We start from the raw sequence: 17,353 nt of genomic DNA, 5'->3' as shown, positions 1-17,353 counted from the left end.
GGTGACCCATCCGTGACTATGTCAGGTGTTTGCGCGGTAGTTGCCCGGTTGAACGGACAAGGGAAAGCGCCCCAGGGGGCGGTCGAGCGTTGCTTCGGTCGTTCCCAGTGCTTCCGGTCGGCGTGCCCTGGCCCGCGCCTCAGTTGTTCGTGAACTGCTCGAGGTCCTCGGTGTGGCGGTGGCCGTCGTCGGCGGCGCTGAGCCAGAAGACGGGCTTGCGCTCCCCTGAGTACTCCCCGGTGGTGACGTCCTGGTAGACGACCAGTCCGAGGCCGCTCGGCACGCTGCGTTCGTCCACGGTCATGTCGGTGGTGTCCGTGGTCTGGCCGGTGTCGATGTGGACGAGCTGCTTCGGGAGCTTCCGGAGCTTCTGGCGTGCGTCCTCAGTTGCGTCATTGTTGTCCGGAGACGCATGCATTGTGTGGACAAGACTGGCGGCCGCTTTCGGGTCCAGGTACTGGCTCACCCATCCTCCGGGATGAACGGCCGTGACTCCGGGCAGGGTGGCGATAGTGTGCCCATCGGTACTGCGCCGCGTCACGGTGTACGGGGCGCAATACAACGTGCACTCGTAGGGCGGTACGTCCGGAGCCAGAAGGAGGTCCTTCCCCGAGGCGCCGATGAGCCACTGATCGGTGGAGAACGAGGATGGCTGAGCGTCGGAGCTCGTGATCGAGAACACCCGGATGGTTCCCTTGCCGGAGCCGGCCGGGAAGTAGTTCTGGGCGGTCTCGACGGCGAGGCTGCTGTTGGTGAGGGCCTGCCCCAGGATGATCCCGGGGACCTCGGCGGTTCGGACAGCCTTGCCGGTCTGCGTGTCGAGGACGACGACGTGCGTGTGTCGGTCGGTCGCCGGCACTCCTCTTTGCGACTCATCAGGTGTCAGAACCAGAGACAGGTAACGGCCGTCGGGGCTGACGATCATGTCGCCATCATGTGACTGGCTCGCTGTCTGGGCGTATCCGCTATTTGAATCCGAGATGCTGTTCGGCATCTGGTGATTGGCTGCTGATGGCTTAATGGACACCGCCCACTGGAACTGATCGGTTGAGGGATCTCTGCTGACGATCCTGGTGACGTCCGCATCCGGTTTTTTGGTGGCTGTGCCAGTGCTGTAGCTGGTGCTGATGAAGAGTCTCCCTGCTTTGGTCGACAGTGTCGTCAGCGAAGCGTCATGCAGTTCCTGCGCTGAAACACCTTCCTTGAGGTCCTCCACGGACTGGGAGGAGAGAGACGTGAGCGCCGGCTCTTGACCGTATGCGCTGATGTTGCATGAGGCTATCGAGAGGGCCAAGGAGACGGATGCGGTCACCGCCAGCATGCGGCGATACGGAGTGTGGTCACGACGCCCTGGAGTGAGTGAGATTCTCATTTGTGCTCCCCCGTGATTCCGTATATCCGATAAGTGTGCGGGCATCGTTCGCTCTGGTCGTACTTCCCGCAGGTGCAGTCACTTTCGGTGTCGCCGGTGGCCTTAAAGATGGCAATGACAGCTCCAGGAGTTCTCATCGCTTGTGCTCGTTCGGCGGTGCCGCCTGGAGTGCTGCTCGCCAGAAGGGTCGGAGGAAGGTCGGTGGAGCCGGGAGTGATGGGGATCGTGGTTCCGGTGGAGCCGTCTCCGGGACGAACAGTGATGGCAGCCGACAGTGAACCATCGTCTGCTGGTATCTCAACGATCTTCGATGGCGAGCCGGTGAAGCCTGGGTACTGGGTGATAGGGGTGACAGTGAGGGTGGATGGGTCGAATACCTTCTCCGTGCGTGGCTCTGGCGGGAAATCTCGCGGACCGTTGTCCAATCTGATAGGGGAGTAGGTGACGATGCTTCCGGACCTCAAGGATGCAGCGGTGTTGATCCCTGAGGTGGCCCCCAGGGGGGAGGTCCTCGTGTCGGCGCCGTCGACCTTGGCCAGTGCGTCCAGGCTGATCGCCTCGGCCACGGGGTTACCCGACGAATCGAACTCGCCGGTGTAGCGTGCAGCCCACCCTCGAATGAAATTGACTAGGTTGGTGGGGTCATCGGGGTGATCGGGAGGATTGGCAAGCACATCATCGACCTCTACGGCAGCCGAGAGGTCCTCCTGTGGAGTGACGCGGAGGATGATCGTTGACTTGTAGGACTGGGGGGAATTTTCATGACGTCGATCCTCGCTGTACTGGTCCAGAATGAACGACGAGTGCCCAGCAGTACCGGAGTAATCGACACGGTCACCATCAGAAAGAGTCCAGAGCTTCTTCCCATCGGTCAGGGAGAAGGCGCTGTTGCCGTCGAGGACCGCGGAGTCTGTCAGCTGAAGTGGGCCGCCGGTGCTCAGATTCTTGAAGACGATCCTGCCGGTCAGAGCATCGAAAACCAAGGTGTCGCCGGTGGATTGTACGAACTTGGGTGACAGGACTCTCAGTGCGACGTACTTCCCGTTCGGGCTGGTGACCAGTGGTGCGGTGGCGTTGGTGAAGGCAAGAAAGTTGTGATTGAAGTTTGCGTGCTTGCGCTCGTAGCTCCACAGGACGTTGCCGTCCTTGGGGTTGAGCGCCATGATGCCGTCGTCGGTGAGGAGGATGGGGCCGCCGGCGCCTGCGACGGTGGTCAGCTTGGTGGAGGAGATCTCCTTGGTCCACGTGGCTGTTGGTGCCAGCGACGTGGGTGGTGCCAGCGAGGTGTCGGCGGGGCTCGCGGCCATGACGTGGTGGACCGGGTTGACCAGTGCCCATGTTCCAGCAATGGCGGAACCGAGCGTCAGCGCCGGGGCAATGACCAGGGCAGCGAGGCAGGCACGGGTACGGTGAGGTACCCGAATGCGCTCGTATCGGGGGCGTCCCTTATCGGTCTTCTCACCGGTCCTGCGCCCGAGGTGGCCCCAGCGGCTCGGGTCATCGTCATCGCCGAGACCTACCGCGGTACTGCGCAGGTAGTGCAGCAGTGGGCCGGTGCTCAGGAAGAGCGTGGCTGAGAGCGCCGCTCCGGCCAGGGCCAGGAGGAACAGGACGGAGAACCCAGTCTCCTGGTAGGTGTCCCACCACGCCAGTGCCAGGGATGCTGAGGCCGTCACCCCCAGGGCCGCCATGATCGTGGTCATGGTCGTCGCCAGGACGGGGCGTTTCTTGTCCCTTAAGTTGAGGAACGGCCAGGCCAGTAGCCCTGCGACGATCATGCAAGTCGTCAGTGCTGAGACCTTGTCCGGGATGAGGTTGCGGGCGTCCACCAAGCCCCGGAGCAGTACCAGCGTGGTCACTGCGAACACGACGGCGCCGATGAGTCCGCCCCAGCGCAGGGCGCGCAGGGTGAGGGCGCCGTGCGGCGGGAAGGGCTCGTCCTCGCTGTCGGCAGTCGCGGCCTGGTCGGCCTCAGTGGCGTCCCGGTCGGCGCTGTCCTCGGCCTCCCCCGTGTCCGGCTCCGACGAGGGTGCATCGCCGGAGCCGGCAGCTCCTGGCTGGGTGCTGGGATTGGTGCCGGGCTGATCGGTGCCGTTGTCGTCGGTGTCGGCGTCGGGCGTGGGAGGCATGAGCCTATTGTGGTGACCCATCCGTGACGATGTCAGGCGTTTGCGAGGCCACCACTCGGTCGAACGGACAAGGGAAGGAGCGCTCCGGAGGGCGGGGCTACTGTTGTTGCTTCGGTCGCTCCCAGTGCTTCAGGTCGGGTGCGGTGACGCCTTCAATGGTGCCGAGCTTTCGTCCCCGGGCATCGACGCGGGTGAGCGTCACCGGCATCTCGCTGCGCCATCCGGTGGCCGGCGACTGTGGGGACAGGAGCAGGGCGCCGTCGTCGATCCCGGTGAGCCACTGGTCGGTGGCGAAGGATGCTGGAGCGGCGGACGTGTCGGTCAGGGAGTAGACGGTGACCGTCCCCTTCCCGTCCCCGGCCGGGTAGTAGGTCCGGGCGGTCTCCACGGCCAGGGCGTCGTTGGTCAGCACCTGCCCCAGGATGAGCCCCGAGACCTCCACGGTGCGGACCGTCTCCCCGGTGGCGGCATTGAGCACGAGGACGTGGGTGCGCTGAGCGGCGACGTCGAGCGGGTTGTGGTCGTCGTCCGAGTCGTGAAGCACGGGCCTCATCTGCGGTGGACGCAGGACGAGGGAGACGTAGCGGCCATCGGGGCTGACGACGGCGTAGCCGGCTGGCCGCCACGCGAGGAGGTCGTGGGCAACGTCCTGGGCAGAGCTGCCGTCGTCGTCGAGCCAGTCGACGACGGCCGGCTTGATCTCACGCGCCCACAGCACCGAGCCGTCTGCGCCGCGGTACCTGGCGACGATGGAGCTGTTCGCCCCCGACCGGTCCTGTCTGCCGCGTTGCGCCTTCTCCTTCTCCGTCAGTTCCTGAGCTGAGACGTGGAGGAAGTCCTTGCCGATGGGTGTGGAGTAGTAGTCGGTGCTGGTGGGAGTCTCCGAGACGCGCTCCTTGACCTGTGAGGCGCTCAGGGCGGTGGACTCCACCTGCTGCAGCTGCGAGGGGTTCGGGCTGCAGGCGCTCATGGCCCCCGCGAACAGGATTCCCGCAGCCAGGGCTGAGCCGGTGAGGCGCCGGCGACGGAGGTGAGGGCGTGTGCTGGTCATGATGAGGCTCCTGAGATGCCGAAGATGCGGAAGGAGTGGGAGCCCTTGTCCGGGCCGGTGGCCATGATGACGAGGGTTGTTCCCGGCGTGCTCAGGGTGGTGAGCAGTGGATTCGACGACGGCGACGGATCCTCGATGGTCCACACGTGCCGAGTTCCGGGCGCGTAGTAGGTGGAGCCCGCGGGCACGTCCACCGTCGTCGGGGTGCGCTCCCCGCTGCTGACGCTCAGGACGCCGCCACCACCGGACTCGGCGCGGGTGAGGCCGGCGTAGGACAGGATCCCGGCCTCCTGCGCCGAGTGGGAGACGGTCCGGGTCTGCGGGTCGAAGATCGCGGCGACGGCTGTGTTGCCCTCGAAGTCCTTGGGGGACTGCGGCGCATCGAGTACCGAGTCGCCCTGTGCCCGTCGAGGCAGAGTCGTCAGCGTGCCCGTGGCGCGGGAGGCTGCGCTGTTGGTTCCGGAGGTCAGGCCCAGGTCGTAGGTACTGGTGTCGGCTCCGGCGACGCCGGCCATGGCGTCAAGGTTGACGGCCTGCGCCGCCCAGCCCGTGGGGGAGGTCTGGAAGTCGATCGGCGTGGGTGTCTGCGTGAAGGCGGCCACCCACCCGCCGCTGATGACCGGCTCCCCCTGACCGTTGGAGACCAGTGGGGCGCTCTCACGGCGCGTGACGGGGGAGGTGTCCGCCATGAGTGTGTAGGCCACATGCGGCCCGTGCCGGTCTGGTTGTCCCTCGGGACTGCGCGGCACACCCCCGAGGAGGAAGGTGGAATGACCGGCCGTTCCCGAGTAGGGCCAGGTATCAGGTGAGACGGAGACATCCTCTTTGTCGATGGACCACAGTCGGGAGCCGTCGGTGAGCGAGTAGCCGGTGGCGCCGTTGAGCAGGACGGAGTCGGTGAGCTGGAGGACGTCTCCCTGCATGAAGCCCTCATAGGTGACGCGTCCGGTCACCGTATCGAGAACCACCACCAGGGATTCGATGCTCATACCCTCTGGCTCTTCGCCGTCGGTGGAATCGAGGGTCACCGCGAGGTGACGGCGGTCCGGGCTCGAGTAGCAGCGGATGAAGCGCGCGTGCTTGCGCGAATAGGTCCACCGGGTCGAGCCGTCGGCGGGATTGAGGCCGACGACGCCGTCGCTGCTCAGGACGACCGGCCCGGCAGCACCGGCTACCACGTCCATCATGCCGTGGATGTCCTGCGACCAGGCCGCCGTCGAGGCGAAGGACCGAGGCAGTGCCGGAAGCGCAGAGGTGTCCATGCTCGCAGCGGTCGACGGCGTGACCCGGCTCGCGATCAGGTGTGGGACCGTGGCCGCTGCCCCGAGGGCGAGCGGCGGAACGACGATGAGAACGACCGCGCAGAGGACGGTGCGCCACGAGGGCCGGGGCAGCCGAATCCTCCGCAGGCCTCCCAGCCGTGCCCTCAGGTTCTGCTTCTGCGGCGGCGGGAAATAGGTGGCCCGGGTGGCACGAACCAGGAGATCGGTCGCCGCCAGCAGGCCCAGACCCAGCGCCCCCACCGCCAGCGTCAGCAGCTGGTCGATACTGACCGAGGTACTGCGCAGCTGGGCGTGCCACAGGCGAAGAAGGACGATGGCGAAGCCGCCCGAGAACACCAGGAAGCACAGCGGTTGGAAGAGGACCGTCTTCCTGATGAGCGCTCGCGGTGAGGCGGGATAGCTCTTCAAGGCAAAACGCGCGGTTTCTCTCCACTTGAAGTAGCCGGCGATCCATATGAGCGCGGCCAGGCCACCGACGAAGCCCCCGACCGCCTTCATCGCGTGACCGAGATCCCCCAGCCCGCTCTGGTAGACGAGGAACAGCACGGCCATCGACCCGACCGCCAGGAGCCAGCCGAGGCGCAGGGCCCGCAGAGCCCGCAGCATCGTGAGGATGCGCCGCGGAGGATCGGGCACCGAACTGTCTGAGGCGCCAACGGATCCAGCGGTCTCCGCGGCCTCGGTGGCCTCGGCGGACTCAGCGGAGCCGGCGGACTCGGCGGCCTCCGCGGACTCGGCGGAGCCGGCGGGTGCAGGGGACTCGGTGTTCTGGGACTGGTCGCTGTGCCGATCGGTCATCGTGCTGTCTTCCGTGCCGCTACTTGCTGGTGAACTGCTCGAGGTTCTCGGTGTGCGGGTGGCCGTCGTCGTCGGCGCTGAGCCAGGCAACCGGCACCGACGGCGAGCTCTGCTTGTCGGGATCGGTTCTCCTCGTCACGAGAAGCCCCGGACCAGTGGACAGTCCTGTCTCCTCGGCCTGGTCGCCGTTGAGGTCGGTGGCGGCACCGGTGTCGACATCGACCACCTCCCGTGCTGCCTGCGCAGACGCCTCGCCGTCCTCGCCGTCTGGGGCGGGCTCCTTGTATCTCTCGACCCAGCCGCCGCGGTAGACCCTGTCTGCATGCGTGATGGTGCCGAGTTTCTGGCCGCCGGTGCTGATGCGCGTCAGGGCGAAGGGGCCGCAGGGGTCGCTGCACATCTTGTGGTGCACCGGCTGCGGTGACAGGAGCAGTGAGTCCTGACCGGCTCCCACAAGCCACTGATCGGTGGGAGCCGTGGTGGGAGAGGAGGTTCCATCAAGTGGGAAGGCGGTGATGGTGCCTTTGCCCTCCCCAGCGGGAAAGTAGGCGCGAGCGGTCTCGACGGCGAGGTGATCGTTGGTGAGGGCCTGCGCCAGGATGAAACCGGAGAACTCCCGGGTGAGGACGGTCTTCCCGGTCCTGGCATCGAGAACGACGACGTAACCGCGCTGCTGGGAGGCCAGTTCCACGGTGCTCGACTGATCTGCTGGCTGCGACTCGTCTCCGTGCTTCTGATACGCCTGTATGAGGATGGAGACGTAGTTCCCATTGGGGCTCACAACGAGTGCGCCAACAGCTGTCGACATCAGTCGCCCTGTCAGATCGTGGTCTGAATAGTTCGGCCACGAGATGCTGTTGAGGGGACTGTCGGCCAGGCTGATGTCGATGGCCCACCGAGGTGCGTCCTGTCTGGAGGTGCTGCTCGCGACAGTGAGGATGTTGTTCTTCAGGCCTGTTGACACGAATGCCCCGCCGTTAGTGGGGGTGGATGGCGTATCGAGCTCATCGATGTTCTTCAGGGTGCGCGAGGTGACCTCGAGACGCCTGGGACGGGGGAGCGAGGTGGGATGGCTGCAGGCGCCCAAGGAAAGCGTCAGGGTGACGGCGATGGTGCACAGTGCGATGAAGAACGTGTGTGGTGTGGCGCTGGCAGGAGGCATGAAAGTAAGTGCGTTGTGAGGGTGCTTGCCCATTATTTCCCTCCCGTGATGCCGTAGATCCTGACGTATTGTGATGCCCCATCTCCTGGAGGTGCGGCGTTCAGAGTGACGAGTGTGACGCCAGGGGTGTTCACTGCCGACAGGTAGGAACCGCCGGCGTGCGCGACCGCCAAGTCGTTGAGTTTCGCGTTGGAGGGGTCGCCGGTCCCCGGCGCGTAGAACGTTGTCCCGGGGGCGATGGGCAGGGACGCGGAGTGACCGTCAGGGGTGCGGGCGGTGATCTGGCCACCAGGGTTCGTCTCTGTTGCCCGGGAGGTGATACCGACGGCGATACCAGAGATTCCTGCCGACTCACGAGCGGGTTTCACTGCCTTGCTGTGTGGGTCGAAGACCTGCCCGACCGACGGCACCCCGTCCCAGAACTCTCTGAAGTCAGGAAACCTGTCGGCGTTGCTGGGTGGTGGACTCGATGGCAGCATCGCCAGCGTTCCTGATGCGTAGGACGCCACGGCATTGACGCCCAACGTGACGCCCAGGTCGTAGGTCTGGGTGTCGGCACCTGGCACGCCGGCCAGGCCGTCAAGGTTCGCCGCGTAGGCATGGCCGGTCTCAGTCAGGGTGGTGGCCCGTGACCACGCATCGTTGTCGAAGGAAGCGACCCATCCGTCGATGACCACCACCCGCCCTAGATAGTTCTCGAGCAGGTTGGGAGCTGGAGTGATCTGGTCTGGGTGTGCCTGCGGGATGAGGGACAGATGCAGGTCCTTGCCGGTCTCGATGAGAAAGGATGCATGCCCGGCCGTACCGATATAGGCGCCTGGTCCGAGGGGTGGCACCTGAAGCCCGGCGCTCTGGAAGTCCCAGAGCTTGGTGTCCTTGTCCAGCGAGTAGACGGTTGTGTCATCGAGCAGGGCGCTGTCCGTGAGCTGGAGTGCCCCTCCTGCGCTGACGTGCTCATGAGTCACCTTGCCGGTGACGGAGTCGAGCACCAGGGAGACGTAAGACTGGACGTCCTGGCGGTCCGGGCTGCCGCCATTCTGTTTCCCGCCGTTGATGATGAAACCTGGGCCGCTCAGGCGCAGGGCGATATGGCGGTGGTCGGGGCTGGTGATGAGGTAGGTGTCGCCCAAGGATTGCGTGGCACGATCCGAAACCAGTGCGGAGTACACCGCTCCGTCACGCTGGTACGTCCAGCGAACGGAGCCGTCCTGCGGGTTGAACCCCATGAGGCCGGTCGTGGTGAGGATCACGGGGCCGGCGGCGCCCCCGACGACGTCGAGCATTCCGTCGACGTCCTTGCTCCAGGCGGCTTGTGAGCCGAGAGAAGACGGGGCTGATGGCAGTTGCGAGTCGTCGATAGCGGCTGCGGTCGTGTGGTGCACGAGGGGAGTCCAACGGTAGTGCGGCACCGCGGCAATGCCCGTCAGGACAACAGACGGCAGAAGGATCAGAGCGCCTGTTGCGGCAACCGTACGCCGGCTGAGCGTCGCGGGCCTGAGCGTCGGGACCCAAGGGTGCCGGCCACGGCCTCGTTTGGTGGGGACTGATTCACGAGGGCGACATGCTCGGATCCCCCGGAGAACGGCGTCGCATGTCGCCAACAATCCAGCGGCGGCCAGACCGAGGGCCACGGCCAGCAGCTCGTCGACATGAAAGCCGGCGTCCAGGGCCTCACGCCACAGCAGGATGACCCGCCAGACGGTGTAGCCCGCACAGCCCGCGATGCCCGCCGGCAGGAGGATGAGGGGGATCTTCGGCGGCTTGGGGGTGCCCACGTTCTGCTCCGCCCACGCACTGAAGCTCTTGGTGCAGATGACGGCGCAGGCGGCCCAGAACCCGACGGCGATGACAACCGGATACTGGCACTGCTTGCGCAGCGGAGTGAACAGGTGGGACAGGCCAATACCCCACAGGAAGTACAGCCCGACGGCGGTAGCGGATGCGAGCAGGAAACCGACCCGAAGCGCGCTCAGGATGCTGGTGAGGCGCTTGGACCATCCGCGGCGGCGCTGGTGAGCGGGGGACGCTGCGGCGGCGCCAGTGTCGGCATCGGATGGGGACTCGGCGGCAGGTGGCATGGTGTGCGGTCCTTCGTCGCGGGGAGGCTTGGGTACTACTTGGTGGAGAACTGTTCGAGGTTCTCGGTGTGGGGGTGGCCGTCGTCGGCGGCGCTGAGCCAGAACTGTGGGGTGGAGGTGGTCTCGCGGTTCTGGCCCTCGCCGGTGGAGGTCTCCCGGGAGACGAGGAGCCTTGCAGCAGTCGGCAACGCGACCTCCTTCACCTTGAGGCCCGCGACGTCGGTGGTGACGCCGGAGTCGAGGTGGACCAGCTCTGTGGGGGTGGCCTGATCCGTGTTCTCGCTGCTGTCCTTGATTCGTCCGACCCATCCGCCCCGGTAGACGTCGGTCACTCCGGCGATTGTTCCGACGACGTCGCCGCCCTTGCTCAGGCGGGTCAGCGGCTGAGAGCCGAAGTGCCCTTGGCTCATGTTGGACGGCGCCAGCAGCAGGGAGTCCTGGGTGGCTCCGACGAGCCACTTGTCCGTGGGGATCGTGGCCGCCTTGGCCGTCGGCTTGGCCAGGGAGTACGTGGTGATGGTCCCGTGTCCGTTGCCGCCGGGGTAGTAGGCCTGGGAGGTCTCCACGGCCAGGGTGTCATTGGTGAGCACCTGGCCCAGGATCAGCCCCTTGACCTCCTCAGTGCGGACAGTCCTTCCGGTCTCGGTCTCGATGACGAGGACGTAAGCACGCTGGTCTGCGACGGTGAAGTCCCGATTTTCCTCCCGTGCCTCGTAGGGATCGAGCATGTCAGCGGGTCGTAGAAGGAGAGACGCGTGACGTCCGTCAGGACTGACGACTGCGTATCCGGATGTCGACTCGAGAAGCTGACCTTCGGCGGCCATCTGAGGTGTCGTTGTCTTCCCCAAGAGCATGTCAGCAACAGAAGGAGTGATTGTAGTTGACCACACAATACCTCCCTCCGTATTGTGTTTTACTAATGTTGTCTGACCGTTGTGGGTGTCATACATGCTGAGTGGGCCACTATTGGTCGGAAGTGGGGCAACGCTGGAGTGGCTGAAGTAGTCTCCCAGTTCGACGTTCTTGGCTTCGCCGGTACTGAGTGAAGAAGCTGAGGGGGTCGACGCCTTGGAGGGGTTGCTGGTCATGAAGGAGCATGCTGCTAGTGATGCCATCCCGAGGGAAAGTGACATCAGCGCGCCGGTGATGCGCAGAAGGTGGCTCGAGTGTTGCTTGCTCGAGCAGAGGACGTTGTCGGCGACTCTCATTGCTGTGTGGCCTCCGTGATCCCGTAGAGGCGATAGGGGCAGCTCTCAAAACTGGGGCGCGCGGTGGGGTTGAGGATGATGATGTTCGCTCCTGGTGTGTGAAGCGCAAAGATGTTTGCGAAGTTGCTGAGGGTGATGGCCATGTCCTTCATGTCAGGGTTGTATGTAGGATATCCTGGGGGGTAGAAGATGCTGCCTGGCGAGATAGTGAAGGAGATTTCGGTGTCGTTGCCCATGGAGGACATTCTTATCTTGGCGCCGGCGGAATCTCCCGTGGTCGCAGATGAGAGTCCGACTGCTCGAATGAGGCCTGATGTTTGACTGGCCGACAGCGTTTTCTGTGTTGAGGGGTCGAAAATCGTTGAGATAGTGGTGGACTCGTCCCACTCGGGAAATTTCTGATGGTCGCCAATGCTACGTGCCGGCGAGGGTAGCGTTGCCGGGAGCATGACGATTTTCCCGGTGGTTAGGGATGCTGGGGCATTGATGCCGGCGCTTCGGCCGACATGATGAGTGGGTGTGCCGGTGCTACCTGGCTTCGCAAGCGAGTCGAGGTCGGCGACATGCACCTGCCACCCCAGGTCGTCGGAGCCGTTAGCGGTTGTGGGGGTACCGTCACTGAAGATGGCCGTCCACCCATCGATCACCAATGGTAGTGCCGCATTTGCCATGAGTGGGACTGGGGGAGTGGTGTGAACCCGGCTGGGGTCATCCTGGGAGACAAGGGACAGGCTCCCGTATTGCAGGATGCCTGCGCCATCCACGCGGTCTTCGGAGTGTCCCACGATGAATGTTGAGTGTCCGGCTGTCCCGAAATACTTTTCTCGCCCTCCGTCTTCGATGCTGACGCCAAGCTTCTTCAGATCCCATTTCTCGATCTTGCTGCCGAAGGCGTAGATCTTACTTCCGTCCAGGATCGCAGAGTCGGTGATCTGAAGGACTCCGCCGTCGGAGAGATGGTCATTGACCACTTGGCCGGTGATCGCGTCCAAGACGATTGTCATCGTTGTCTGGTCGGTGACTGGAAGGTGCTTCACCTTACCGGGGCCGGAGATGCGAAAGGCGATGTACCGGCGGTTGGGGCTGACTACGAGCGTGCGAGCGTATTTGTTCCCCGCTTGTTCACCTATGGGGTCGAGGAATGTCTCGTATGTGGCACCCTTTCTCGCGTAGCTCCATAAGGTGCTTCCGTCAAGGGGGTTAATTCCTGTGACGCCGTCGGCAGTGTGGATGACGGGGCCGGCGGCCCCCGCCACAATGTCGAGGACGTTGTCGATGTCCTTGATCCAGGCCGGCTCGCTGGCCAAGGAGGCGGGGTAGGCGGGAAGAGTCGTGGCGACTGATGGTAGAGCCAGCTTCTGGGCGGCCTCATTGCGTCGGTTCAGTGGGATGGCGGCCGCCCCGGCAAGGAGGACGGAGGGGGTCAGCACCAGAGCGGCACGTACGAGCGTCCGACGTCGCGGGTCCTCGGGGCGCTGAACCGGCTTTCTGGACCGCCGGAGGCGTGTCCACCATTTCCGCCGGTAGAGCTCCGGAGGCAGCACGGCGGCCCGGAGCATGCGAATAAGAATGTCGGTGATGCTCAGGAGTGTCAGTCCCGTCGTTCCCGCAGCGATGGCAATGAGGTCCACGGTGTTGATCCCGGTGCGGGAGAGCACGGAGGACCACGTCGACAGGCACTCCCGTATCATCCAGGCGGCGAACACTGCGATTCCACTCATTGCCAGGACGGCGACCGCGGTGCGTATGACGGCAATGGGGGAGCCGTGGACGGGGTCGCGGAACCTCGAGGGCCGAGGACGGACAATGACGGTCGCCATCCAGAGGGCGCCGATCACGGCAGGGGGCATTCCCCACAGGGGGGCGGTGCGAACGCCACTCGGCCAGGCGAAGAAGAGCACGACGGCTCCGATGACGCTGAGCAGCGCCCCGGTTCTCAGCGCCGGCAGGGCGGGCAGGAGGCGTTGCGCGATATCCGCGGCCCCTCGCCTGGCCTCCCGCACTTCGGTGTCAGCGGCCTGACCGGTGGACGTGTCGGAGGTGTCAGTCGGCGCCGTGTCGTTATGATCGGCGTCGGCTGGAGGAGTCACGGGAGGCATAGCCCCATTGTGGTGGGCCGCTCCGGATCGTGCGGCAGAATTCGTGAGGCGGTTCGTCCTGCGCTGCGTGAATACACCGACGCCGTCCCTGCCATCGCGGTCGTACCTTGAGTCTCGCATTCGTGCCTTGGGCCTCGCGTTCGGGGGTTAAGGGTACGAACGCGAGACCTACCCTACGAACGCGACCGGTGGGGCGGGGCGCCAGGCGGAGGCTGAGCCTGCGAAGACGACGATGGACGGGGATCATGGCCTCATGAACTGCTCGCACCATCGTCTGGCCCTCCTGACAACCACCGGTGCCGGCCTCTGTGGAGCGCTGGTGCTGGCCGCCTGCGCCGCCCGTCCACGCGGGGACGACTCGCTCCCGCTGCCCGGCGACGACCTGGTGCCCGAGGCAACCATGATCGAGACCCACCAGATCGACATCGACGCCCCGGTAGCCGCGGTCTGGCCCTGGCTGGTGCAGCTGGGGTACGAGCGCGGCGGCTTCTACAGCTTCGATCTGCTCGAGCGTCTGGCGGGTGTGGGCATCACCAACGCCCGACGCGTCGAGCCGCGGTGGCAGGACCTCGCCGTCGGTGACCGGGTGTATCTGGCCGCCGACGCCGCCCTGACCGTCGCGCGTCTCGACCCCGGGCGCTGCCTCGTCCTGTCCTCCGACGGCGGCGCCGCGCCGCCCGGGGCGGGCATGGACTTCGACTTCTCCTGGGCCTTCGTGCTCGACGAGCTTGACGCTCCCCGCTCCGGTCGCTGCCGTTTGCGGATCCGGGAGCGCTACCTACCCCACCGGAGCGCAACGACGGCGGTGGTGTGGGCGGTGCGTCCCGTCGCCAGGTTCATGACCCGGGGGATGATGTGGGGCCTGCGCAGGCGCGCCCAGGGCTGAGTCGACCCGGCTCAAGGCTTACTCACGCCTACCGCGAACAGGGGCATGGCCCAGGCGTCGGCCTGGTTAGCCTTGTCAGCACGTGCTCTCAGCGCCATCTCTCCGCGGCGCTGCGACATCCCTCGCCACCACCGGACGAGCGGTCCTGCACTGAGCGCGTGCCGAGGAGGAATTACTGATGTTTGAACGCTTTACCGACCGCGCCCGTCGCGTCGTCGTGCTCGCGCAGGACGAGGCGCGGGCCCTGAACCACAACTACATTGGCACCGAGCACCTCCTTCTCGGCCTCATTCACGAGGGCGAGGGGGTGGCCGCCAAGGCGCTGGAGTCCATGGATATCTCCCTGGACGCCGTGCGCAGCCAGGTCATTGAGATCATCGGCGAGGGGCAGTCCGCCCCCACCGGTCACATCCCCTTCACGCCGCGCGGCAAGAAGGTCTTCGAGCTCTCCATGCGTGAGGCCCTCCAGCTCGGCCACAACTACATCGGCACCGAGCACCTTCTGCTCGGCCTGCTGCGCGAGGGTGAGGGCGTGGCCGCCCAGGTCCTGACCAACCTCGGCGGGGACCTGTCCAGCGTGCGCCAGACCGTCATGCAGATGCTCTCGGGCTACGAGGGCAAGGAGACCGTCAACGCCGGCGGCCCCTCCAAGGAGGGCACGCCCTCGGGCAGCGCCATCCTGGACCAGTTCGGCCGCAACCTCACCGCCGCCGCCCGCGAGGGCAAGCTGGACCCGGTCATCGGCCGCAAGAAGGAGATGGAGAGGGTCATGCAGGTCCTCTCCCGGCGCACCAAGAACAACCCCGTCCTCATCGGGGAGCCCGGCGTGGGCAAGACCGCCGTCGTCGAGGGCCTGAGTCAGGCCATCGTCCACGGTGACGTCCCCGAGACCCTGCGCGACAAGCAGCTCTACTCCCTGGACATGGGCTCGCTCGTGGCTGGCTCGCGCTACCGTGGTGACTTCGAGGAGCGCCTCAAGAAGGTCCTCAAGGAGGTGCGCACCCGCGGCGACATCGTCCTGTTCATTGACGAGATCCACACCCTCGTCGGTGCCGGCGCTGCCGAGGGCGCCGTCGACGCCGCCTCCATCCTCAAGCCCATGCTGGCCCGCGGCGAGCTCCAGACCATCGGGGCCACCACCCTGGACGAGTACCGCAAGATCGAGAAGGACGCCGCCCTGGAGCGCCGCTTCCAGCCGGTGACCGTCGACCAGCCCAGCATCGAGGAGACCATCGGGATCCTCACCGGCCTGCGCGACCGCTACGAGGCCTTCCACCGCATCGTCATCACCGACGAGGCCATCGAGGCCGCCGCCAAGCTCGCCGACCGCTACATCAACGACCGCTTCCTGCCGGACAAGGCCATCGACCTGGTCGATGAGGCCGGTGCCCGCCTGCGCATCCGCCGCATGACCGCCCCGCCCGAGCTGCGCGAGATCGACGAGAAGATCGCCGAGGTCAAGCGGGAGAAGGAGTCGGCCATCGACGACCAGGACTTCGAGCGCGCCGCCTCCCTGCGCGACGACGAGCGTCGCCTGGCCGACGAGCGCGCCGCCAAGGAGAAGGCCTGGAAGTCCGGCGACCTCGACCAGGTCGCCGAGGTCGACGAGGCGCTCATCGCCGAGGTCCTGGCCATGTCCACCGGCATCCCGGTGGTCAAGCTGACCGAGGCCGAGTCCGCCAAGCTCCTCAACATGGAGGCCGAGCTCCACAAGCGCATCATCGGTCAGGACAAGGCCATCGAGGCCCTGTCGAAGTCGATCCGCCGCACCCGTGCCGGCCTGAAGGACCCCAAGCGCCCCGGTGGCTCCTTCATCTTCGCCGGCCCCACGGGCGTCGGAAAGACCGAGCTGGCCAAGGCCCTGGCGGAGTTCCTGTTCGACGACGAGGACGCCCTCATCCAGCTCGACATGTCCGAGTTCGCCGAGAAGCACACGGTCTCGCGGCTCTTCGGCGCCCCTCCCGGCTACGTCGGCTACGACGAGGGCGGCCAGCTCACCGAGAAGGTGCGCCGCCGGCCCTTCTCCGTGGTCCTGTTCGACGAGGTCGAGAAGGCCCACCCGGACATCTTCAACTCCTTGCTGCAGATCCTGGAGGACGGGCACCTCTCCGACGCCCAGGGCCGCGTGGTCGACTTCAAGAACACCGTCATCATCATGACCACCAACCTCGGCTCCAAGGACATCGGCAAGTCGGTAGCCACCGGCTTCCAGTCGACCGAGTCCGGCGCCATGGACTACGAGGAGATGAAGGCTCACGTCAACCGCGAGCTCAAGCAGCAGTTCCGGCCCGAGTTCCTCAACCGCGTCGACGACCTCATCGTCTTCCCGCAGCTGACCAAGGAGGAGGTGCGCCAGATCGTCGACCTCATGATCGCGCGCCTCGACAGGCGCCTGGCCGAGCAGCAGATGACCATCGAGCTGACCGAGGCCGCTAAGGAGCTCCTGGCCGAGCGCGGCTTCGACCCGGTGCTCGGCGCCCGCCCGCTGCGCCGCGCCATCCAGCGCGACATCGAGGACGCCCTGAGCGAGAAGATCCTCTTCGGGGAGATCGAGCGGGGCCAGAAGGTCATCGTCGACGCCGAGGGTGAGTCCATCCTGGGTGAGTTCATCTTCCGCGGCGAGCCCTGGGAGCAGGGCGAGGCCGAGGTCGCCGCACTGCGTGAGGCTGAGAATGCCGCGGCCAGCGGTGGGACAGGGGCCTCCAGCCCGCTGCGCATCTCCTCGACGCCCATCAGTCGTGGCGGCGGCGCCTCACCTGCTGCCGAGCCCGGGCGCTGACCTCACCGGGTCCAGTCCCCTTATCAGTTCCATACGATGGGCCGCAACCTCACTGGGTTGCGGCCCATCGTCGTCGCTGCACAGCGGGGCCCTCGGTCTGCAAGACGCGTTGGCGTGAACTGCAGGGGAGGCGGTGGGGCCGCCTTGCTCCCGCCTCCATTTTTCCAGGTGGCTCCCATGAACTTGGACGCATGAGTGTGCGGGATGCGGTTCACAGTTATGAATATGCACGGAATTCGGGCTCGGTGTCGCCGCAAAGCATGGAAATGAAAATTGAATGAAATCTGAACGAAGCAAGAGAATATTCTGAGAGTTTGGCCTGACTGTCTCATGTCTGTCCTCTGCCGGATACAGTGGAGTGACGATCCGTCGAAAGTCGTCCCTCTGACATGGTCGATCGGTGTCGTCACCCCGCCTTGTGCGGGGCCGTCTCAAACGTCTTTGCCCCTACTCGTCCTCACTGTCCGTACCTGTCCGCCCTCATTCAGACTGCCGCGACGCTCCTCGA

The 17,353-nt window shown here is 65.5% G+C and carries 10 protein-coding genes; 2 read left to right on the top strand and 8 right to left on the bottom strand.

What is annotated here, in order from left to right:
• Positions 1-139: 139 nt before the first annotated feature.
• The 8 genes from HMPREF2883_RS06150 to HMPREF2883_RS06115 all read right to left on the bottom strand — a co-directional run bounded on the left by HMPREF2883_RS06150 (position 140) and on the right by HMPREF2883_RS06115 (position 13,180).
• Positions 140-925, bottom strand: a complete 786-nt coding sequence (locus HMPREF2883_RS06150) for a hypothetical protein (RefSeq protein ID WP_256277361.1) — start codon at positions 923-925, stop codon at positions 140-142.
• 443 nt (positions 926-1,368) lie between these two features.
• Positions 1,369-3,501 (bottom strand): PQQ-binding-like beta-propeller repeat protein, encoded by a 2,133-nt coding sequence (locus HMPREF2883_RS06145; RefSeq protein ID WP_070659738.1) that lies wholly within the window; start codon positions 3,499-3,501, stop codon positions 1,369-1,371.
• Between the two features lie 97 nt (positions 3,502-3,598).
• On the bottom strand, positions 3,599-4,552 hold the full coding sequence (locus HMPREF2883_RS06140) for a YncE family protein (protein ID WP_070659736.1): 954 nt from the start codon (positions 4,550-4,552) through the stop codon (positions 3,599-3,601).
• The gene (locus HMPREF2883_RS06135) at positions 4,549-6,633 is read right to left on the bottom strand and encodes a hypothetical protein (RefSeq protein WP_070659734.1); all 2,085 of its coding nucleotides are present in this window, start codon (positions 6,631-6,633) and stop codon (positions 4,549-4,551) included. The genes HMPREF2883_RS06140 and HMPREF2883_RS06135 overlap by 4 nt, the downstream gene beginning before the upstream one ends.
• A 19-nt stretch (positions 6,634-6,652) precedes the next feature.
• Positions 6,653-7,795: a hypothetical protein gene (locus HMPREF2883_RS06130; RefSeq protein WP_141759046.1), complete on the bottom strand. Its 1,143-nt coding sequence runs from the start codon at positions 7,793-7,795 to the stop codon at positions 6,653-6,655.
• Positions 7,796-7,827: 32 nt separating this feature from the next.
• Positions 7,828-9,873: a hypothetical protein gene (locus HMPREF2883_RS06125; RefSeq protein WP_070659732.1), complete on the bottom strand. Its 2,046-nt coding sequence runs from the start codon at positions 9,871-9,873 to the stop codon at positions 7,828-7,830.
• A 35-nt stretch (positions 9,874-9,908) separates the two neighbouring features.
• Positions 9,909-10,601, bottom strand: coding sequence for a hypothetical protein (locus tag HMPREF2883_RS06120; protein ID WP_081381350.1), 693 nt, complete (start codon positions 10,599-10,601; stop codon positions 9,909-9,911).
• A 476-nt stretch (positions 10,602-11,077) separates the two neighbouring features.
• The gene (locus HMPREF2883_RS06115) at positions 11,078-13,180 is read right to left on the bottom strand and encodes a hypothetical protein (RefSeq protein WP_070659728.1); all 2,103 of its coding nucleotides are present in this window, start codon (positions 13,178-13,180) and stop codon (positions 11,078-11,080) included.
• 253 nt (positions 13,181-13,433) lie between these two features.
• Here HMPREF2883_RS06115 and HMPREF2883_RS06110 point away from each other — a divergent pair, with 253 nt between their 5' ends.
• The gene (locus HMPREF2883_RS06110) at positions 13,434-14,066 is read left to right on the top strand and encodes an SRPBCC family protein (protein WP_070659929.1); all 633 of its coding nucleotides are present in this window, start codon (positions 13,434-13,436) and stop codon (positions 14,064-14,066) included.
• Between the two features lie 178 nt (positions 14,067-14,244).
• On the top strand, positions 14,245-16,845 hold the full coding sequence (locus HMPREF2883_RS06105; RefSeq protein WP_070659726.1) for an ATP-dependent Clp protease ATP-binding subunit: 2,601 nt from the start codon (positions 14,245-14,247) through the stop codon (positions 16,843-16,845).
• The last annotated feature ends 508 nt before the right edge of the window (positions 16,846-17,353 follow it).

The organism is Actinomyces sp. HMSC075C01 (assembly GCF_001812965.1).
Taxonomy (GTDB): Bacteria; Actinomycetota; Actinomycetes; order Actinomycetales; family Actinomycetaceae; genus Actinomyces; species Actinomyces acetigenes.
Note: the sequence above shows the minus strand (reverse complement) of the source record. Positions and strands in the feature narration are given on the sequence as shown.